Source organism: uncultured Porticoccus sp. (assembly GCF_913061305.1).
Taxonomy (GTDB): Bacteria; Pseudomonadota; Gammaproteobacteria; order Pseudomonadales; family Porticoccaceae; genus Porticoccus.
Window position 1 is genome coordinate 1 of the sequence record NZ_CAJXST010000004.1, and the last position, 16,312, is coordinate 16,312.

General features: G+C 57.4%; 16 protein-coding genes. 10 read left to right on the top strand and 6 right to left on the bottom strand.

All coding sequences use genetic code 11. The annotated features are described in order from the left end of the window. Positions 1-950: integron integrase (locus QZ516_RS05445; protein WP_297187338.1), on the top strand; the 950-nt coding region annotated here is incomplete at its 5' end. Between the two features lie 31 nt (positions 951-981). Here the strand turns inward: QZ516_RS05445 and QZ516_RS05450 are convergent. The 4 genes from QZ516_RS05450 to gatC are packed head-to-tail and all read right to left on the bottom strand — an operon-like array spanning position 982 to position 4,526. Beyond that, positions 982-1,278 carry a PA4642 family protein gene (locus QZ516_RS05450; RefSeq protein WP_297187341.1) on the bottom strand — a complete coding sequence of 99 codons (297 nt, stop codon included), beginning with the start codon at positions 1,276-1,278 and terminating at the stop codon, positions 982-984. A 27-nt stretch (positions 1,279-1,305) separates the two neighbouring features. Further along, positions 1,306-2,769 carry an Asp-tRNA(Asn)/Glu-tRNA(Gln) amidotransferase subunit GatB gene (gatB, locus tag QZ516_RS05455; protein ID WP_297187344.1) on the bottom strand — a complete coding sequence of 488 codons (1,464 nt, stop codon included), beginning with the start codon at positions 2,767-2,769 and terminating at the stop codon, positions 1,306-1,308. After that, positions 2,769-4,223 (bottom strand): Asp-tRNA(Asn)/Glu-tRNA(Gln) amidotransferase subunit GatA, encoded by a 1,455-nt coding sequence (gene gatA, locus QZ516_RS05460; RefSeq protein ID WP_297187347.1) that lies wholly within the window; start codon positions 4,221-4,223, stop codon positions 2,769-2,771. Before gatA ends, gatB begins: the two co-directional genes overlap by 1 nt. Positions 4,224-4,238: 15 nt before the next feature. After that, positions 4,239-4,526: an Asp-tRNA(Asn)/Glu-tRNA(Gln) amidotransferase subunit GatC gene (gene gatC / locus QZ516_RS05465; protein WP_297187350.1), complete on the bottom strand. Its 288-nt coding sequence runs from the start codon at positions 4,524-4,526 to the stop codon at positions 4,239-4,241. A 242-nt stretch (positions 4,527-4,768) separates the two neighbouring features. Between gatC and QZ516_RS05470 the strand changes: the two genes are divergently transcribed. The 9 genes from QZ516_RS05470 (at position 4,769) to QZ516_RS05510 (ending at position 15,401) form a co-directional block, all read left to right on the top strand. Continuing rightward, a complete protein-coding gene (locus QZ516_RS05470; protein ID WP_297187353.1) occupies positions 4,769-5,803 on the top strand; it encodes a rod shape-determining protein in 1,035 nt (344 codons plus the stop codon). Positions 5,804-5,867: 64 nt separating this feature from the next. Then, a complete protein-coding gene (mreC, locus tag QZ516_RS05475) occupies positions 5,868-6,713 on the top strand; it encodes a rod shape-determining protein MreC (RefSeq protein WP_297187868.1) in 846 nt (281 codons plus the stop codon). After that, positions 6,700-7,209, top strand: a complete 510-nt coding sequence (gene mreD, locus QZ516_RS05480; RefSeq protein WP_297187356.1) for a rod shape-determining protein MreD — start codon at positions 6,700-6,702, stop codon at positions 7,207-7,209. Before mreC ends, mreD begins: the two co-directional genes overlap by 14 nt. Before the next feature lie 42 nt (positions 7,210-7,251). Continuing rightward, positions 7,252-7,845, top strand: coding sequence for a Maf family protein (locus QZ516_RS05485; RefSeq protein ID WP_297187359.1), 594 nt, complete (start codon positions 7,252-7,254; stop codon positions 7,843-7,845). Then, complete coding sequence (gene rng / locus QZ516_RS05490) at positions 7,842-9,305, top strand: ribonuclease G (protein WP_297187361.1); 1,464 nt, start codon at positions 7,842-7,844, stop codon at positions 9,303-9,305. The genes QZ516_RS05485 and rng overlap by 4 nt, the downstream gene beginning before the upstream one ends. A 206-nt stretch (positions 9,306-9,511) precedes the next feature. Then, positions 9,512-13,366, top strand: coding sequence for a YhdP family protein (locus QZ516_RS05495; protein ID WP_297187364.1), 3,855 nt, complete (start codon positions 9,512-9,514; stop codon positions 13,364-13,366). Further along, the gene (locus QZ516_RS05500) at positions 13,363-14,193 is read left to right on the top strand and encodes a carbon-nitrogen hydrolase family protein (RefSeq protein ID WP_297187367.1); all 831 of its coding nucleotides are present in this window, start codon (positions 13,363-13,365) and stop codon (positions 14,191-14,193) included. Before QZ516_RS05495 ends, QZ516_RS05500 begins: the two co-directional genes overlap by 4 nt. A gap of 17 nt (positions 14,194-14,210) precedes the next feature. Next, complete coding sequence (gene msrB, locus QZ516_RS05505; protein WP_297187370.1) at positions 14,211-14,720, top strand: peptide-methionine (R)-S-oxide reductase MsrB; 510 nt, start codon at positions 14,211-14,213, stop codon at positions 14,718-14,720. 36 nt (positions 14,721-14,756) lie between these two features. Then, positions 14,757-15,401, top strand: coding sequence for a hypothetical protein (locus tag QZ516_RS05510; protein WP_297187373.1), 645 nt, complete (start codon positions 14,757-14,759; stop codon positions 15,399-15,401). 79 nt (positions 15,402-15,480) lie between these two features. Here the strand turns inward: QZ516_RS05510 and rlmH are convergent, their stop codons facing one another. Then, positions 15,481-15,948: a 23S rRNA (pseudouridine(1915)-N(3))-methyltransferase RlmH gene (rlmH, locus tag QZ516_RS05515; protein ID WP_297187376.1), complete on the bottom strand. Its 468-nt coding sequence runs from the start codon at positions 15,946-15,948 to the stop codon at positions 15,481-15,483. Between the two features lie 6 nt (positions 15,949-15,954). Next, entirely contained in the window at positions 15,955-16,305 is a 351-nt protein-coding gene (gene rsfS, locus QZ516_RS05520; protein ID WP_036858496.1) for a ribosome silencing factor, read from the bottom strand. Between the last annotated feature and the right edge of the window lie 7 nt (positions 16,306-16,312).

Here is a 16,312-nt window from a genome sequence, read left to right on the forward strand (position 1 = left end):
CGTTCCTTGGTTCCATTAAAGAGTACATGCTAGTCAGACGCTATAGTCGCCGCACAGTTGAATCGTACCTGCACTGGATTAAACGCTATATCCTTTTTCATGGCAAGGCTCACCCGGAAAGGCTGTCAGAAGCACATGTTGAGCAGTTTTTGACACACCTGGCGGTCGAACGGCATGTGTCGGCCTCAACTCAGGCGATTGTGCTTAATGCCTTGGCATTCCTGTACAACCAGTTTTTACAGCGGTCCATCACGCTCACTGATTTTCGCAAGTCAAGCCGGCAGCCCAAGCTTCCTATAGTGCTGACGACTGCTGAAGTGAAACGTCTTATACAAGGTATGCACGGGTACCATAAGCTGATGGTGTGTTTGCTCTATGGTTCAGGTTTAAGGCGTATAGAGTTGGTGCGGTTGCGGGTGAATGATGTGGACCTGGATCACTTGCAGTTGCGCATCTGGAATGGCAAGGGCTTTAAGCACAGATTGACAACCCTGGCACCGGAACTGGTGGAGCCCTTGGAGGCTGAGGTTCGCAGGGTTGCCCGGTATCTTGAGGAAGATTTGGCGGTGCAGGGTTATGCCGGTGTATTTATGCCCGATGCGCTGGCGCGGAAGTATCCGAATGCGGCGAAAAGTCTCGGTTGGCAGTATCTGTTTCCAGCCAGTAAATTGAGCCCCGATCCCGACGGGGGATGGCTTCGTCGGCATCATTTTGATGAGTCGGCCTTGAATAAACTGGTGAAGCAGACTGCTTTCGAAGCCGGTATTAAAAAGCCCGTGACCTGCCATACGCTACGACATTCCTTCGCAACCCATCTGCTACAGTCGGGCACAGATATTCGCACGGTACAGGAGCAGTTGGGGCATTCCGATGTGAAAACCACTGAAATCTATACCCACGTACTGAAGCAGGGAGCACACGGCGTGCGCAGTCCCCTCAGTAATCTGTAGGGGGCTTCGGCAAAGGTAAGGGCAGGTTGGGTTACCTGGCGCCGTTGGCTTTTAGCGCATCGGCATAGTCTTCGCCGAGGCGATGTTGGCTGACTAGTTGCAGCAGGGTTTTGCCGTCGGAGTTGGTGGCATTGAGGTTGCGACCATCCTCGAGGAAGAATTTGATAAAGGTTTCGAAGTTTTCGATGTTCATGCCCCGATAGGCTTTTTCCAGCACGTGGAAGTCGGCATCGACACCCTCCGGTGGTTCGAAGTCGAGGAAGGTTTTAATGCGCTCGTCGTCGAAAAATTCGCCGAGTACTTTGCGCTTGTCTTTTTTCAGTGCCATAAAAAGGTTCTGTATATTGGTTGATCGTTAGAGAAGGGCGTTGAGTTTTTCCAACAACACATCATTGACCTGCTGCGGGTTGGCCTGACCTTTGGACGCTTTCATGATCTGGCCGACGAAGTAGCCGAGCATTTTGGGTCGCTTGGCGTCGTCGGCGTTGCGGTAGTTGTCCACTTGCTGGGGGCTGTTGGCAATGACGTCGTCCACCAGTGCCTCGATGGCACCGCTGTCGGAGACCTGTTTCAGACCGCGGGCCTCGATGATGCCGTCGGCGTCGCCCTCGCCATTCCACATGGCGTCGAACACCTGTTTGGCCATTTTGCTGGAGATGGTGCCGTCTTTGAGGCGCGCAATCATGCCCGCCAGTTGGTCGGCGCTGACAGGACTGTCCTGAATGACCCTGTCCTCGGCGTTGAGTCGTGCGGACAGTTCACCCATGATCCAGTTGGCGGCCAGTTTTGCATCGCTGCCAGCGGCAGCGGTTTGAAAGAATTGCGCGACCGCGGCATCGCCGCTGAGGCTGTTGGCATCATAGCGGGACAGGCCGTACTGCTCGATAAAACGGTCGCGACGGGCATCCGGCAGTTCCGGCAGGGACTGGCGAATCTGCTCGATATAGTCGTCTTCGAACACAATGGGTAACAGGTCCGGGCAGGGGAAGTAACGGTAGTCGTTGGCTTCTTCCTTGCTGCGCATAGCGCGGGCCTGTTTCGTGTCGCCATTGTAGAGGCGGGTCTCCTGAATGACTTTACCGCCGTCCTCGATCAGGTCGATCTGTCGCTCTACCTCCAGTGCTATGGCATCTTCCATGAACTTGAAGGAGTTGAGGTTCTTGGTTTCGGTGCGGGTGCCGAAAGTGTCGCTGCCCTTGGGGCGTACGGATATATTGACGTCGAAACGCATGGAGCCCTGGGACATGTTGCCGTCGCAGATGCCCAGCGAGGTGACGATGCTGTGCAGCTTGCGGGCAAAGGCCACCGCCTCTTCGGCGTTGCGCATATCCGGCTCGGAGACGATTTCGATCAGCGGTGTGCCGGCGCGGTTGAGGTCGATGCCGGTCATGCCGTGCCCGTGTATCTCGAAAGAGCCTTCGTGCAGGGATTTGCCGGCGTCCTCTTCCAGATGGGCGTGGTGAATGCGGATGGATTTCTTGCTGCCGTCCGCCAGTTCGATGTCCACGTGGCCGCGACCGACGATGGGTTTTTCCAGCTGGGTGGTCTGGTAGGCTTTGGGCAGGTCCGGGTAAAAATAGTTTTTGCGCTCGAACATCGAGGTGCGGGCGATGTCGGCATCGATGGCCAGGCCGAACATGATGGCATCGCGAAATGCCTGTTCATTGGGCACCGGCAAGGTGCCGGGCATGGCCAGGTCGATGGCGCAGGCCTGAGTGTTGGGCTCGGCGCCAAAGGCGGTGCTGGCACCGGAAAAGATTTTCGATTGGGTGGCCAGTTGCACGTGGACTTCGAGGCCGATGACGGTTTCCCATTGCATTATTCAAGGCCCTCCGGTGCGCGTTGATGCCAGTCGGTGGCCCGCTGGAACTGGTGTGCTGCATTCAGCATCAGGCCCTCGTCAAAATAGTTGCCGATAATCTGCAAGCCCACCGGCCTGTTGTCCACAAAGCCGCAGGGCAGGGACATGCCGGGCAGGCCCGCCAGATTGGTGGCAATGGTGAAAACATCTTCCAGATACATGGCCACCGGGTCGTCCCCCTTGGCACCAAATGCAAAGGCGGGCGAGGGCGAGGTGGGCCCCATAATCACATCCACCGTCGCAAAGGCATCGACAAAATCCTGTTTGATCAGGTGGCGCACCTGCTGGGCCTTGCGGTAATAGGCATCGTAATAACCTGCCGACAGACAGTAGGCGCCCACCAGAATGCGGCGTTTCACTTCATCGCCAAAGCCTTCGCCGCGAGTGCGCATGTAGAGGTCGCGCAAATCCTTCGGGTCCTCGCAGCGATAGCCGTAGCGCACCCCGTCGAAGCGGGACAGGTTGGCGGAGGCCTCGGCGGGTGCAATCACATAGTAGGCGGGCACCGCCAGGTGGGAGTGGGGCAGACTGATATCCACCAGGGTGGCACCCTGTTTCTCGTATTCGGTCAGCGCTTCGCGCACCGCCTGTTCGGTGCCGGGGTTGAGCCCCTCGCCGAAATACTCCTTCGGTATGCCGATTTTCAGGCTACTCAGCGGCTGGTTGAGGTTGGCGGTGTAATCCGGTACCTCGCGGTCAATCGAGGTGGAGTCCCTGGGATCAAAGCTGGCCATGGCATTGAGCATCAGTGCACAGTCCTCGGCGGAGCGGGCCATCGGACCTGCCTGGTCGAGACTGGAGGCAAAAGCAACCATGCCCCAGCGGGATACCCGACCATAGGTGGGCTTCAGTCCAGTGACACCGCACAGTGCTGCGGGCTGGCGTATCGAGCCGCCGGTATCGGTGGCGGTGGCGCCGGGGGTCAGGCGGGCAGCCAGTGCTGCGGCGGAGCCACCGGAGGAGCCGCCGGGTACGCAGTTGACGTCCCAGGGGTTTTTGACCGGGCCGTAATAGCTGGTTTCGTTGGAGGAGCCCATCGCGAACTCGTCCATATTGGTCTTGCCCAGAATCACCGCGCCGGCCTGCGCAAAATTCTCTACCACGGTGGCATCGTAGGGCGGCACGAAATTGTCGAGCATTTTTGAGCCACAACTGGTGCGAACGCCGTTGGTGCAGAAGATGTCTTTGTGCGCAATCGGCACGCCGCAGAACAGCGGGGCGTTGCCGCTGGCGCGCTGTCGATCCGCGGCTTCGGCACTGGCCAGCGCCGCTTCGGCAGTCACGGTAATAAAGCTGTTGTATTGTGGATCCAGTTGCCGGATGCGGTTCAGCAGGTGGCCGGTGATTTCCACACTGGAAAAGGCACCGCTGTTCAGGCCGGCAATGATCTCTGCGAGGGTTTTGTTATGCATGGCTTGCGAGCGTCCTCAGTCGATGACTTTGGGGACCAGATAAAGGCCCTCTTCGACGGCGGGGGCGATGGCCTGAAATGCCTCGCGCTGGTTGGTTTCGGTGACCACGTCGGGCCGCAGGCGCTGAACCGCGTCGGTGGGGTGGGCCATCGGGGTGACACCCTCGGTGTTGGCAGCCTGCAATTGGTCCACCAGTGCCAACACATCCGCGATACTGCGGGTGGTTTCCGTGATGGTGGCATCATTCAGTTCGATGCGCGCCAATTCTGCGAGCTTTTCGATGTCTGCACGTTCGATAGTCATGGTATGATTCTGCGCTGTTAACAGAGACGGTCAGAGCCTGTTTTTGGCCTGACAAAATGAGGGGCGTAAGTTACCACATCCGCAACCGCAGGGGTACTCTGAAGGAGTGCTTTCATAGTGATTTTGTACGGGGATCAAGGACTTAAATCTTGCCCTGTGTTGTCGCGATTGGTAGAGTTGCCAGATTTCAGCGCCAGCGGTCACCCTGTACCGGACTAAAATGGCCAACAAGGTAAAAATAGATGTTAAAAAGATTGCGCGGTATTTTTTCAAATGATCTGTCGATCGATCTGGGCACCGCAAATACACTGATTTATGTTCGCGAAAAAGGCATTGTTCTGAATGAGCCTTCCGTTGTGGCTATTCGTCATCACCAGGGTCAGAAAATTGTCGAGGCGGTGGGTGTCGAAGCGAAGCGCATGCTGGGTCGCACGCCGGGCAATATTACCGCTATCCGCCCGATGAAGGACGGCGTCATCGCCGATTTTCAGGTCACTGAAAAAATGCTCCAGCATTTTATCAAGAAAGTGCATTCCCACAGCCTGATTCCACCGAGCCCCCGGGTGCTGATCTGTGTGCCCTGCATGGCCACCGAGGTGGAAAAGCGCGCTATCCGGGAGTCTGCCTACAGTGCCGGGGCGCGGGAAGTGTTCCTGATCGAGGAGCCGATGGCCGCGGCGATCGGCGCTGGTATGCCGGTGGATGAGGCGTGCGGTTCCATGGTGGTGGATATCGGCGGTGGTACCACTGAAATCGCCATTCTGTCCCTGAACGGTGTGGTGTTCTCTGATTCTATCCGCGTTGGCGGTGACCGCTTCGACGAAGCGATCAGCAACTATGTGCGCCGCAAATACGGCAGTGTGATTGGTGACTCCACGGCTGAGCGTATCAAGATGGAAATTGGCAGCGCCTACCCGGCCAGTGAGGTTCGTGAGATCGATGTGCGCGGCCGGAATCTGGCGGAGGGTGTGCCAAAACAGTTTCAGCTCAACAGCGACGAAATTCTCGAAGCCCTGCAGGAGCCGCTGGCGGCAATAGTCCAGAGTGTTAAGCGGGTGCTGGAGCAATCCCCTCCGGAGCTCGCCTCGGATATTGCCGAAACCGGTATCGTGCTGACCGGCGGTGGCGCGTTGCTCTGTGATCTGGACCGGCTGATTATTCACGAAACTGGTCTGCCGGTGATTGTTGCTGAAGATCCTTTGACCTGCGTGGCCCGCGGTGGCGGCAAGGCGCTGGACATGATGGACAAGCGCAGCATGGATGTGATGTCATCCTGACAGGGTATTTACTGGTTCAGACCCCAGATCATCAATAACAATACGGGGTGTTGCTATCAAGAATCTGTTTTCCAAAGGCTCATCACCCGTACAGCGGTTACTGTTGCTGGTTGCCCTTGGGCTGCTCCTCCTGTTTATCGACAGTTTTACCCCCTGGTTCAAGCCCGCACACCGATGGCTGGCGGAAGTCACTGTGCCCCTTTACTGGGTATCGAACATTCCTGCCCGACTGAGTGAGTACGGGCAGGAAACGGTGGTGGCACGGCGTGAACTGGAAGAAAGTAACGAGCAGCTGCGTACCGAACTGCTGATCTACAAGGCCCGCATGCAGCGGATGGCGGAAGTGACCGCAGAAAATGTGCGGCTGCGCAACCTGCTGAATGCTACCGAGATGCTGCAGGACAGTGTCATGGTGACCGAGCTGGTCGGTGTTACGCCGGACCCGACCCGTCATACCATTATTATCGACCGTGGCGAAGATCACGATGTCTACGTGGGGCAGCCGGTGCTTGATGCCGATGGTCTGATGGGCCAGGTGATTGAGGTTTACCGCAGCAGCAGCAAGGTCTTGCTGATCACTGACAGCGCCCACGCACTGCCCGTGCAGGTGTTGCGCAACGGGGTGCGCTCCGTTGCTGAAGGGACGAGTGATTTCCGCACACTGTCTCTTCGCTATGTGGCCAACAGTACGGATATAGAGGAAGGCGATCAGTTGGTCAGTTCCGGCTTGGGGGGGCGTTTTCCGTCCGGTTATCCGGTGGGGACTGTGACCTCGGTAAGGGTGTTGCCGGGCCAGGCTTATCTGGAGGTGACGTTGACGCCCTCGGCAAAAATTGATCGCAGTCGGCATCTGCTGCTGGTGTTTTCCGCTATTGAGACGCTGGGGGAGGATCAGGATGGTACAAGATAGTCCATCAATTTATGTCTGGAGCGCTCTGACCGTACTGATTGCGATTCTGCTGCAGATGTTGCCTCTCTCCGCTGCTGCCGCCCACTGGCGACCCCAGTTTGTTCTGTTGACAGTCTGTTACTGGTTGTTTCGTCGTCCGCTCCTGCACGGTATCGGTTTTGCCTGGCTGTGCGGACTGGCGCTGGACTTTGTCATTGGTGACCTGATTGGTCGACATGCGCTGGTGTTTGCCGTCTGCGCCTGTATTCTGCTGTTGTTGCAGCAACGTATGCGACATTTCAGGCTGGGGCATCAGGCCATACTGGTGCTGCTGTTGGTGGCCTTGAGTCAGTGCCTGGTTTATGCCCTTACCCTGATACTCCGTGCCGACTGGCACGGAGCAGTGCGGCTTGCCCCGGCATTGTCTTCCATGCTGTTCTGGCCGGTGCTGGCGATCGGGTTGAGCCATCTGCACTGGACCCGCTGGGGTGAGGAAGAAATTTCTCCCGGGCCCTGACACTGTTGCCCCGGGTAACCTGTTGCGACCGGCGATTTGACTATGCAATTACAGGCTGATTTTGTGCTTGCCTCCGCCTCTCCCCGGCGGGCTGACCTGCTGCGTCAGATCGGTTGCCGGTTTCACGTTGCGCCGGTCGACCTGGATGAATCCATTCTCCCCGGCGAACTTGCGGCTGAATATGTGCAGCGAATTGCGCTGCAAAAAGCTCGCGCGGGTTGGTTTGCCAGCCCATTGTCCAATGTGCCGGTGTTGGGCGCCGATACGACGGTGGTGGCTGGCCCGGATATCTTTGGTAAACCCGCAGACCGCGAGCAGGCCTTGTCCATGCTGCATCGCCTGTCGGGGACAACGCATCGGGTACTGTCTGCTGTCGCCATGGTGGCAGGCGAGCGGCAGTTGTTGCGTTGTGCTGAAACGCAGGTCACCTTCCGGCCTCTGTCAGTGGCAGAGTGTGAACGTTACTGGCAGACCGGCGAGCCGGCAGACAAGGCCGGCGGTTACGCTATACAGGGGCTTGGCGGGGTTTTTGTGACAGGGATTCAGGGCAGTTATTCCAGTGTTGTGGGTTTGCCGCTGGCAGAGACCTGTCAGTTGCTCCAGGCCTTTGATATTGCCTGGTGGAGGGAGACATGAGCACGGAAATTCTAGTCAATATTACGCCGATGGAGTCGCGGGTAGCGTTCGTGGAAAATGGCGTACTGCAGGAAGTCAGTATTGAGCGCACCCTGAGCCGTGGGCCTGTCGGCAATATCTATAAAGGCAAAGTGGTGCGGGTGCTGCCCGGTATGCAGGCGGCTTTTGTCGATATCGGGCTCGACAAGGCCGGGTTTATACATGTGGATGACATTCTTCGCCCGGAAACAAATGCCAGTAGTAACAGTACCCCGGATATTCGCCTCTATCTTCGCGAGGGGCAGTCCTTGTTGGTGCAGGTCATTAAGAATCCGATCAGCACCAAGGGTGCCCGCCTTTCTACCCGCCTGACAGTCTCTTCAAGGTTGCTGGTCTATATGCCCAACGTGGATCACGTGGGTGTTTCGCAGCGCATCGCCGAAGAGCAGGAGCGGCAGCGTTTGCGCTCTGATCTCGATGCCATACTGCTGGAATCTGACAGCACCGGCGGCTACATTATTCGCACCTCGGCGGAGGGTGTCGAGGGTTCCGAGCTGCGTCGTGAAGTGGCGTTTTTGCAACAGCTCTGGGTGTCTGTAGAAAAGGCCGCGAAAGGGGTTGTCGCACCGGCGATCGTTTATGAAGACCTGCCGTTGTACCTTCGGGCCATCAGGGACATGGGGCAACTACAGGTCGAGAAGGTCCGGGTGGATTCCCGCGAGGTGTGCAACAAGCTGCTGGCGTTTACCCGGCAGTTCGATCCCGAGTTGACCTCGATGATCGAGTATTACACGGACGAACGGCCACTGTTTTATCTGTTCGGTGTCGAAGATGAAATCAGCCGTGCGCTGGACAAAAAAGTCTCGCTGAAATCCGGGGGATCGCTGGTGATTGAGCAGACCGAGGCAATGACCACCGTGGATGTGAATACGGGTGCCTTTGTCGGTCATCGCAATCTGGAGGAAACCATTTTCAAGACCAACCTGGAGGCGGCCTACAGCATTGCACGTCAGCTGCGACTGAGAAATCTGGGCGGTATTATCATTATCGACTTTATCGATATGCAGGATGTAGAACACCGCCGCCAGGTGATGCGGGCACTGGAGAAGGCGCTGTCCCGTGATCGCGCGAAAACAGCAGTGGCCGCCGTGTCTGAGCTGGGTCTGGTGGAAATGACCCGCAAGCGGATCAGTACCAGTCTGGGGCATACACTCTGCGTGGCCTGCCCGGTCTGTGATGGCAGGGGGACACTGCGATCGGTGGAGACGGTCTGTTACGACCTGTTGCGGGAAATTCTCCGCGAGGCCCGCACCTTTGAGTGTCAGTCATTTCTGGTGCTGGCGGCCTCAGTGGTGATAGAGCGGCTGTTGGACGAAGAGTCGGATTATGTGGCGGGTCTCGAGAAATATATCGGCCGATCCATCCAGTTTCAGGTGGATACAATGTACAACCAGGAACAGTATGACATCATTCCCGTATAGCCGGTTGTGCAGAGCTGGTCAGCTGGCATCCCGGATTTTTATTTATTGATGGCTCGCGTATTATGGCTGCCGGGGTCCTGCCGCCGGTCGTTGCGTTGTGCGGTGAGTCCGGCACATTACACGGCGCTGTTGCGCTCCGTCTTTAGTCCGGCGGTCAGTGATCGAATGAGCGTCCTTGTCAGGAGCGGGTTTTGAAAGCAGCGCGAATGCTGAAATCGATTGCCAGGCGGTTGCTGTTACTGGCGGCTCTGTCGGTGATCTCGATTGCATTACTGGTATCCCTCGGGCGCGAGGCCATTGTCAACCTCGACAACTACCGCACACAAATCAACTTTTTCCTCTCTGAACAACTCGCCATGCAGGTTGAAACCCGGCAGTTACTGGGTGACTGGCAGCGGCTTAAGCCCCGTATCACCGCACTTGACCTGAAAGTGTTTGGCGATGGCGGTCAGCAACCGGCCGTGTCTATCGACCGGATTACCCTGGAGGTCAGTCTTATCAAGACACTTTTGGCCCGCCAGCTGGTATTGAGTGAGCTTTGGATCGGCGAAGTGGCATTGACGCTGAAAGAAGATGCCGACGGCCACTGGCGGGTTTCGGGTCTGCCCCGTGAAGACCGCCAGAGGACGGATAGCACCGGACTGCTGGATATGCTTCTCGACAGTGACATGTCCGGCATTGGCAAGGTGTCGGCCAACCTGCAGTTCTACTCCGGGACCGAGGCGGGGATCGAGGCGCGGGATATTCTGCTGGAGAACAGCGGTGACTTCCATCGCCTGTTGGCCGGGTTGAGCCTGGCGGGACATGATCCGGTGGCTGAGCTGATTGTGGAGGCCCGGGGTGACCACCGGGATATGGATGATTTGAGTGCCTCAGCCTACCTGAAAATCAACCGTATCGACTTCAGTGGCTCCCTGAGTGCCCTCGCCAAGGGATGGTTCCCGGCAGCGGTAGATCGTGTCGGCGATATCAGTACAGATATTGAGGGCGAGGTCTGGATCGACATGCAGGATGGCGGTTTGGCGATGCTGAAAGGCCGTCTTTCCGCGGCGGAAATCCCCTTGAATTGGGTGGAAGATGTGGAGCCACTGACCCATTTCAGTACTGACCTGACCGGCTGGTTCAAACCCGGCGAAAACTGGGGGCTGAGTCTGCAAGACCTCGATTTCCAGTGGGGAGAGCTCGCGATTGAACCGCTGACCATCAACTACCTGCAAAAGGTTGGTGCCGGTTGGGGCGAGGGGTCGGTGGCGGTGAGTCAGATCAATCTATCCCTGGTGGATGACATACTGGCAAAAACCGGCTTGGCATCGGTCTCTGTGCTTGAGGCGCTCGGCAAATTGCAACCTGCCGGTTTACTTCGCAACGCACACCTGGACCTGTTGATCGATGATGATCAGACAAAGCTGAAATTGCGTGCCAATCTTGACGATGTCGCCATTTCGTCCTGGCGGGGCGCGCCGGCCAGTCGTCAGATCAATGGGTATGTTGAGGCGACCAATGACAGCGGCCTGCTTGAACTGGATAGCCAGAACGGCTTTGCCATGCACTACCCGCAGGTCTTTGATGATTACATGGAGCACAGCAGTTTCCGGGGCCAGTTGCACTGGCGCTGGGACGCGGCTAACCGGGACCTGAAAATTACCAGTGGCAGGCTGGAAATGGGGGGTGAAGAGGGCATTGGCAGGGCACACCTGTACCTCGATATTCCCATCGGAAAACCGGGTGAAAAAGCGGAGATGACACTGTTGCTTGGCATTCGGGACAGCCACACCCGGTATCTGTCCCGCTATCTGCCGGACAACCTTGAGCCGGGGTTGCTGACGTGGATTGACGAATCCGTCGGGGACATGGCCCTGCCGGAGGCCGGGTTTGTCTGGCGAGGCCCGCTGGAGAATGGCGGCTCGGGCACTCGCTCCATCCAGCTGTATTTAAAGACCGAAAATGGTCAGCTGCAATTCCAGCCCGACTGGTTGCCGCTGGAGCAGCTGGATACGGTAATTACCCTGGATAATGGCGATCTGGATGTGCAGATTCGGTCAGCCAGTATCGGCAAAATGGCCGTTCAGCGCGGCGTCGTGCAGTTGCGGCCGGCGCCATCCGCCCAGGGACGGCAATTGCGGATCAAGGCCGATCTCAGTGGCACAACCGGAGATGCCATAGCGGTGCTGGCCCGGTCGCCTTTGCGGGGTCGGGTGGATGGCCTGGCCGGTTGGGATATCTCCGGTCGGAGCAAGGTGGCGCTTGACCTGGTGATTCCTCTCGCGGGCAGCAATGCCGAGGGCTCTTATACCGTTGATGCCACTTTGCAGAACAGTGGTCTGGCCCTGCCGGACAGTGGCATCGCCTTCGAGCAACTGCAGGGCACCCTGGCCTATCGCGATGGCAAGGGGTTATACGGCGAAGGGCTGACGGGTAAATTCTGGGGTGAGTCGGTGGTTGCGAATCTCTCCACCGGTGAAGAAGACCTGCTTCTGGATGTAGAGGGGCTGCTCGCCATGCCGGCGCTGGCCCGGTTTATCAATCTGTCATCGACGCGGATTTTACAGGGGAAGACGCCAGTTGAGGCGAAAATCCGGTTGCCCCTTGAGGACGACGGAAGTTCTATCAGGTTGCAGGTCAACAGTCGGTTGGAGGGTGTCGAGATCAATTTGCCTGCACCTGCCGGTAAAACCCAGGCCTCTGTGAAGAATATTCAGGTGGATGTCACGCTGGCAAAGGAACTGGATATTCGTATTGAGGCCGACGGCCACCTCCGTGCACATCTGCAACAGAAAGAGGGTGTGTTGTCGCGTGGTCTGCTGGCCATTCGAGACGACGAGGCAGAATTGCCCGGCCTTGGCCAGTTCCGTATTACCGGTAAGCTGGACCGTTTTTCCCTGACCGAGTGGCAGCCCTACTTCACCGAGCTCACCAGTGAAAACGCCAGTGCCCCGGCAGCGTTGACGATGATGTTTGATGCGCGCGTTGAGGAACTGGAGGTGGCCGGGCTGACGGTGGATAGTGCGGTGGGAAGTGGCCGGTTTCACGAGGGCGATTGGCAGGTGGTGCTGGACAGTAAACAGGCCGCCGGTCAGGCGCTGATTCCCGGTACCCCGTCGTCACCGATTCTGCTGGATCTGGAATGGCTATCCCTGCCGGCCCCGTCCCCTGTGTCCGAACAGGAAGCGGGTGGGGATGGAGACAGCAGCCTGGATCCGGCGCTGTTCCCGCTGATGCAGTTATCCATCAAAAAATTTGCCATGGGGGAGCGGACCTTCGGGCGGGTCAGCTTCAGGACGGAGCCACAGCCAGATGGTGTATTGATTTCCTCGCTCGATGCCAATCTGCTGGGCCTGCAGCTGGGGGGCAAGGATTATGATACCTCGGTACTCTGGACATTGAAAAATGGCATCTATGCCACCCAATTTGATGGGCTGTTCAGTGTGGGGGATGTGGGCCAGGTCATGGAGAACTGGGGTATCCCCCCGGCGCTGGACAGTGAGGCGGGCCGCTTCTTTGCCGATTTGCACTGGCTCGGCCAGCCCTGGGAGATATCGCCCTCCACGATGACTGGTGCCATGTCGCTGCAACTGGAGAACGGCCGCTTTTACAAATCGCCCTCCGGCACGGCGAATGCGTTAATCCGGTTGGTGGGGTTGTTCAACTTCAACAACTGGTTGCGTCGTCTGCAGCTGGATTTTTCGGATCTGTTTGAAAAAGGCATGAGTTTTGATGAGCTGCAGGGTGGCCTGGTCTTTAATGAGGGCACCATGCAGTTTGATCCGCCGCTGCTGGTCAAAATGCCCTCCGGCCGGATCAAGATGGCCGGTAGTGCCGATCTGGTTGCCGAGCAAATTGATGCGTCGCTGGTCACCACATTACCGGTGGGTACCAACCTGCCCTGGGTGGCGGCATTGATTGGTGGATTGCCCGCCGCCGCCGGGGTTTATATCACCAGCAAGTTGTTTGAAAAGCAGGTGGACAAGCTGTCCAGTATCAGCTATCGAATTACTGGGCCGTGGGATGATCCTTCGGTCAAGGTGCAAAAAATATTCAGTGACAAAGGGGGCGCAAAATGAGTCGTGTTGCCGCCATTCAGATGACCAATCAGGGCAGTTTACAGGGTAACTTACAGCAGGCAGCGACCCTGATAGAGCAGGCTGCCCAACAGGGGGCAAAACTGTTGGTGCTGCCGGAATATTTTGCCTATCAGGGGTGTCGGGATCTACCGGCGATTGCCCGTGATGAGCAGGATGCCAGTGGTCCGGCCAGACAGTTTCTGGCGGAGCAGGCAAAACATCATCAGGTCTGGATTGTTGGTGGAACCATTCCGGTTGCCCAGTCAGCCGATCAGCGTGCGGCGGCCATGTGCTTTGTGGTGGATGCACATGGCAGTGAAGTGGCGAGTTATCAGAAGATCCATCTGTTCGATGTGCAGGTGGGCGATAGTCAGGGGCGTTACTGCGAGTCCGATGACTACTGTCACGGCAGCGAACCGGTGGTGGTGGACAGCCCTTTTGGCAAGCTGGGATTGACGGTCTGTTACGACCTCCGTTTTCCGGAACTGTACCGTTATCTGTCGGCCCGGGGAGCGGACATTCTGTTGGTTCCCTCGGCTTTTACAGCGGCGACGGGCGAGGCGCACTGGCAGTTACTGTTGCGCGCCAGGGCGGTGGAAAATCTCTGCTATGTGGTCGGTGCCAATCTGGGGGATCGGTTTCATGAGAAGCGGCCGACCTGGGGTGGCTCCGCTCTTGTGGATCCCTGGGGGCAGGTCTTGGCGGAACTGGATGAAGGGCCGGGGGTGGTTGTGGCAGATGTGGATCTGGCTTATCTGAACAAGTTGCGAAAAAACATGCCGCTTCATGAACACCGGCGTTTCGATGTGGTCAAAAGCTCATCCTAGAAACCACGGGCTGTATCATGAAAAACATGGGCTTAAGCGCATTGATGGCATTTTTGATCGCTCTTCCCCTGACGGTTTCCGCTGCGGAGATGAGTGTTGAGCAGGCACGTCAGCTGATTCAGGAGGGTCGGAATATGGAGGCCATCCCCAAGGCAGTCTGGCAAAAAATACTGACGCCGGCGCAGTACAGAATTCTCTGGAAGAAAGGTACCGAGCGTCCCTATACCGGTGCTTTACTGGAGAACAAACAAAAGGGTACCTATGTGACGGCGGGTTGTCGCATCCCTGTTTTCCGCTCTGATCACAGGTACGATTCCCAGACTGGCTGGCCCAGTTTCTGGAAATCACACAAGCTGGACAATATTGTGCTCGAGGATGACTGGTCATGGATGGGCAAGCGCACTGAAGTGCTGTCCGCCTGTGGCGAACACCTTGGGCATGTCTTTCAGGATGGCCCGAAACCCACCGGGTTGCGCTATTGCATTAATTCCGATGCGCTTCTGTTTATCCCCGACGAGCAACAGTAACCCCGCGTCGCGGAACGGACTTGCAGGTTTATCAACATGTCGATACTGGTCACGGGTTTTGATGCCGGTCACGATAAAGTCAATGCCTCGGCAGCGCTGGTGACTTCCCTGCAGGATGACTTGCCGCAGCCATTGTTACCTCTTCGCTCACGGCTTCACTTTGCCGTCCTGCCCCTGAGTGCCTCTGATCTGCGCGAGGCGGTGTTGGCGGAAATAGCCGCCTGTCAGCCGAAGTTTTGTGTGTTCACCGGTCAGGCTCGGGGGCGCAATAAAGTTAACCTAGAACGATTGGCCACCAATTTGAGGGATTTTGATTCCCCGGATGTCGAGGGCTGTCAGCCGCGCGGGGAAAGGATTGAACCCGGTGGCCCGGCAGCCTACTGGAGTACCCTGCCGGGACAGGAAGCGATGTTAGAACGACTCAATCGACAGGGTATTCCGGCGGCGCTATCGAACCATGCGGGCAACCATCTGTGTAACCAGTTGCTCTACCAGGTTCTGCACTGGGCTCAGCAAAACGGTTCCGGCATGGCCTGCGGTTTTGTCCATATTCCGCCCCTGCCGATACAGGTTCGGCGTCAGTGGCCGGAAACCCCGTTCATGCCACTGGAGATGACACGTGCAGCCCTGGTGCAGATTCTGCTGGTGTTGGTTCAGCAGGCCGGGGCATCTCCGTCGTGAATCAATCTGCCTGACAGGAAAACCCGTCCTGAATACGTTCTGAATATGAATAGCGCCGGTCGAGTCAGCGATTTGCTGCTTAACGGTGGTAGGGATGCCCGGCATTGATGCTCCAGGCGCGGTAGAGCTGTTCCGCCAGTAATACACGCACCAGGGGATGGGGCAGAGTCAGGGCGGAAAGTGACCAGCGGCTATCAGCTCTCGCCAGACACGCCGGTGCCAGGCCGTCGGGGCCACCGACCAGCAGGCTGACGTTGTCGCCGGAACCCTGCCAGTGTTGCAAGTTGACCGCCAGATCCCCCGTGCTCCAGGACTTGCCCTGTACCTCCAGTGCGATGACCTGATCCCGCTCGCCGATAGCTTTCAGCATCGCCTCGCCTTCCCGCAGGATTGCGCGCTGGATGTCGGCTCCCTTGCCTCGCTTACCAAGGGGCAATTCGACCACCTCGATGCGCAGCTCCGGGGGCAGGCGCTTGAGGTATTCGTTGCAGCCGGATTCCACCCAGTCCGGCATCTTTGTGCCGATGGCAAGGATTCTCAGCCGCATCAGACTTTATTCCTCGCCGCTGACTCTTGGGCTGCCGGGGCGCACGGACCAGAGTTTTTCCAACTCGTAAAAAAGACGGGTCTCGGGGAGCATGACATGTACCACGATATCGCCAAAATCCACCAGCACCCATTCAGAGGTGTCCATCCCTTCGACGCCGATAGGCTGAAAGCCCGCCTTTTTCGCGTCTTCCACGACGTTATCCGCAAGGGATTTGACCTGGCGGCTGGAGGTGCCGCTGGCGACCACAATCTGGTCCATGACATCGGTCAGATCGCTGACGTCCATAGTGACGATGTCTTTGCCCTTGATATCTTCGAGGGCGTTGACCACGATATCGATCAATTTTTTGCTCATTGAATAC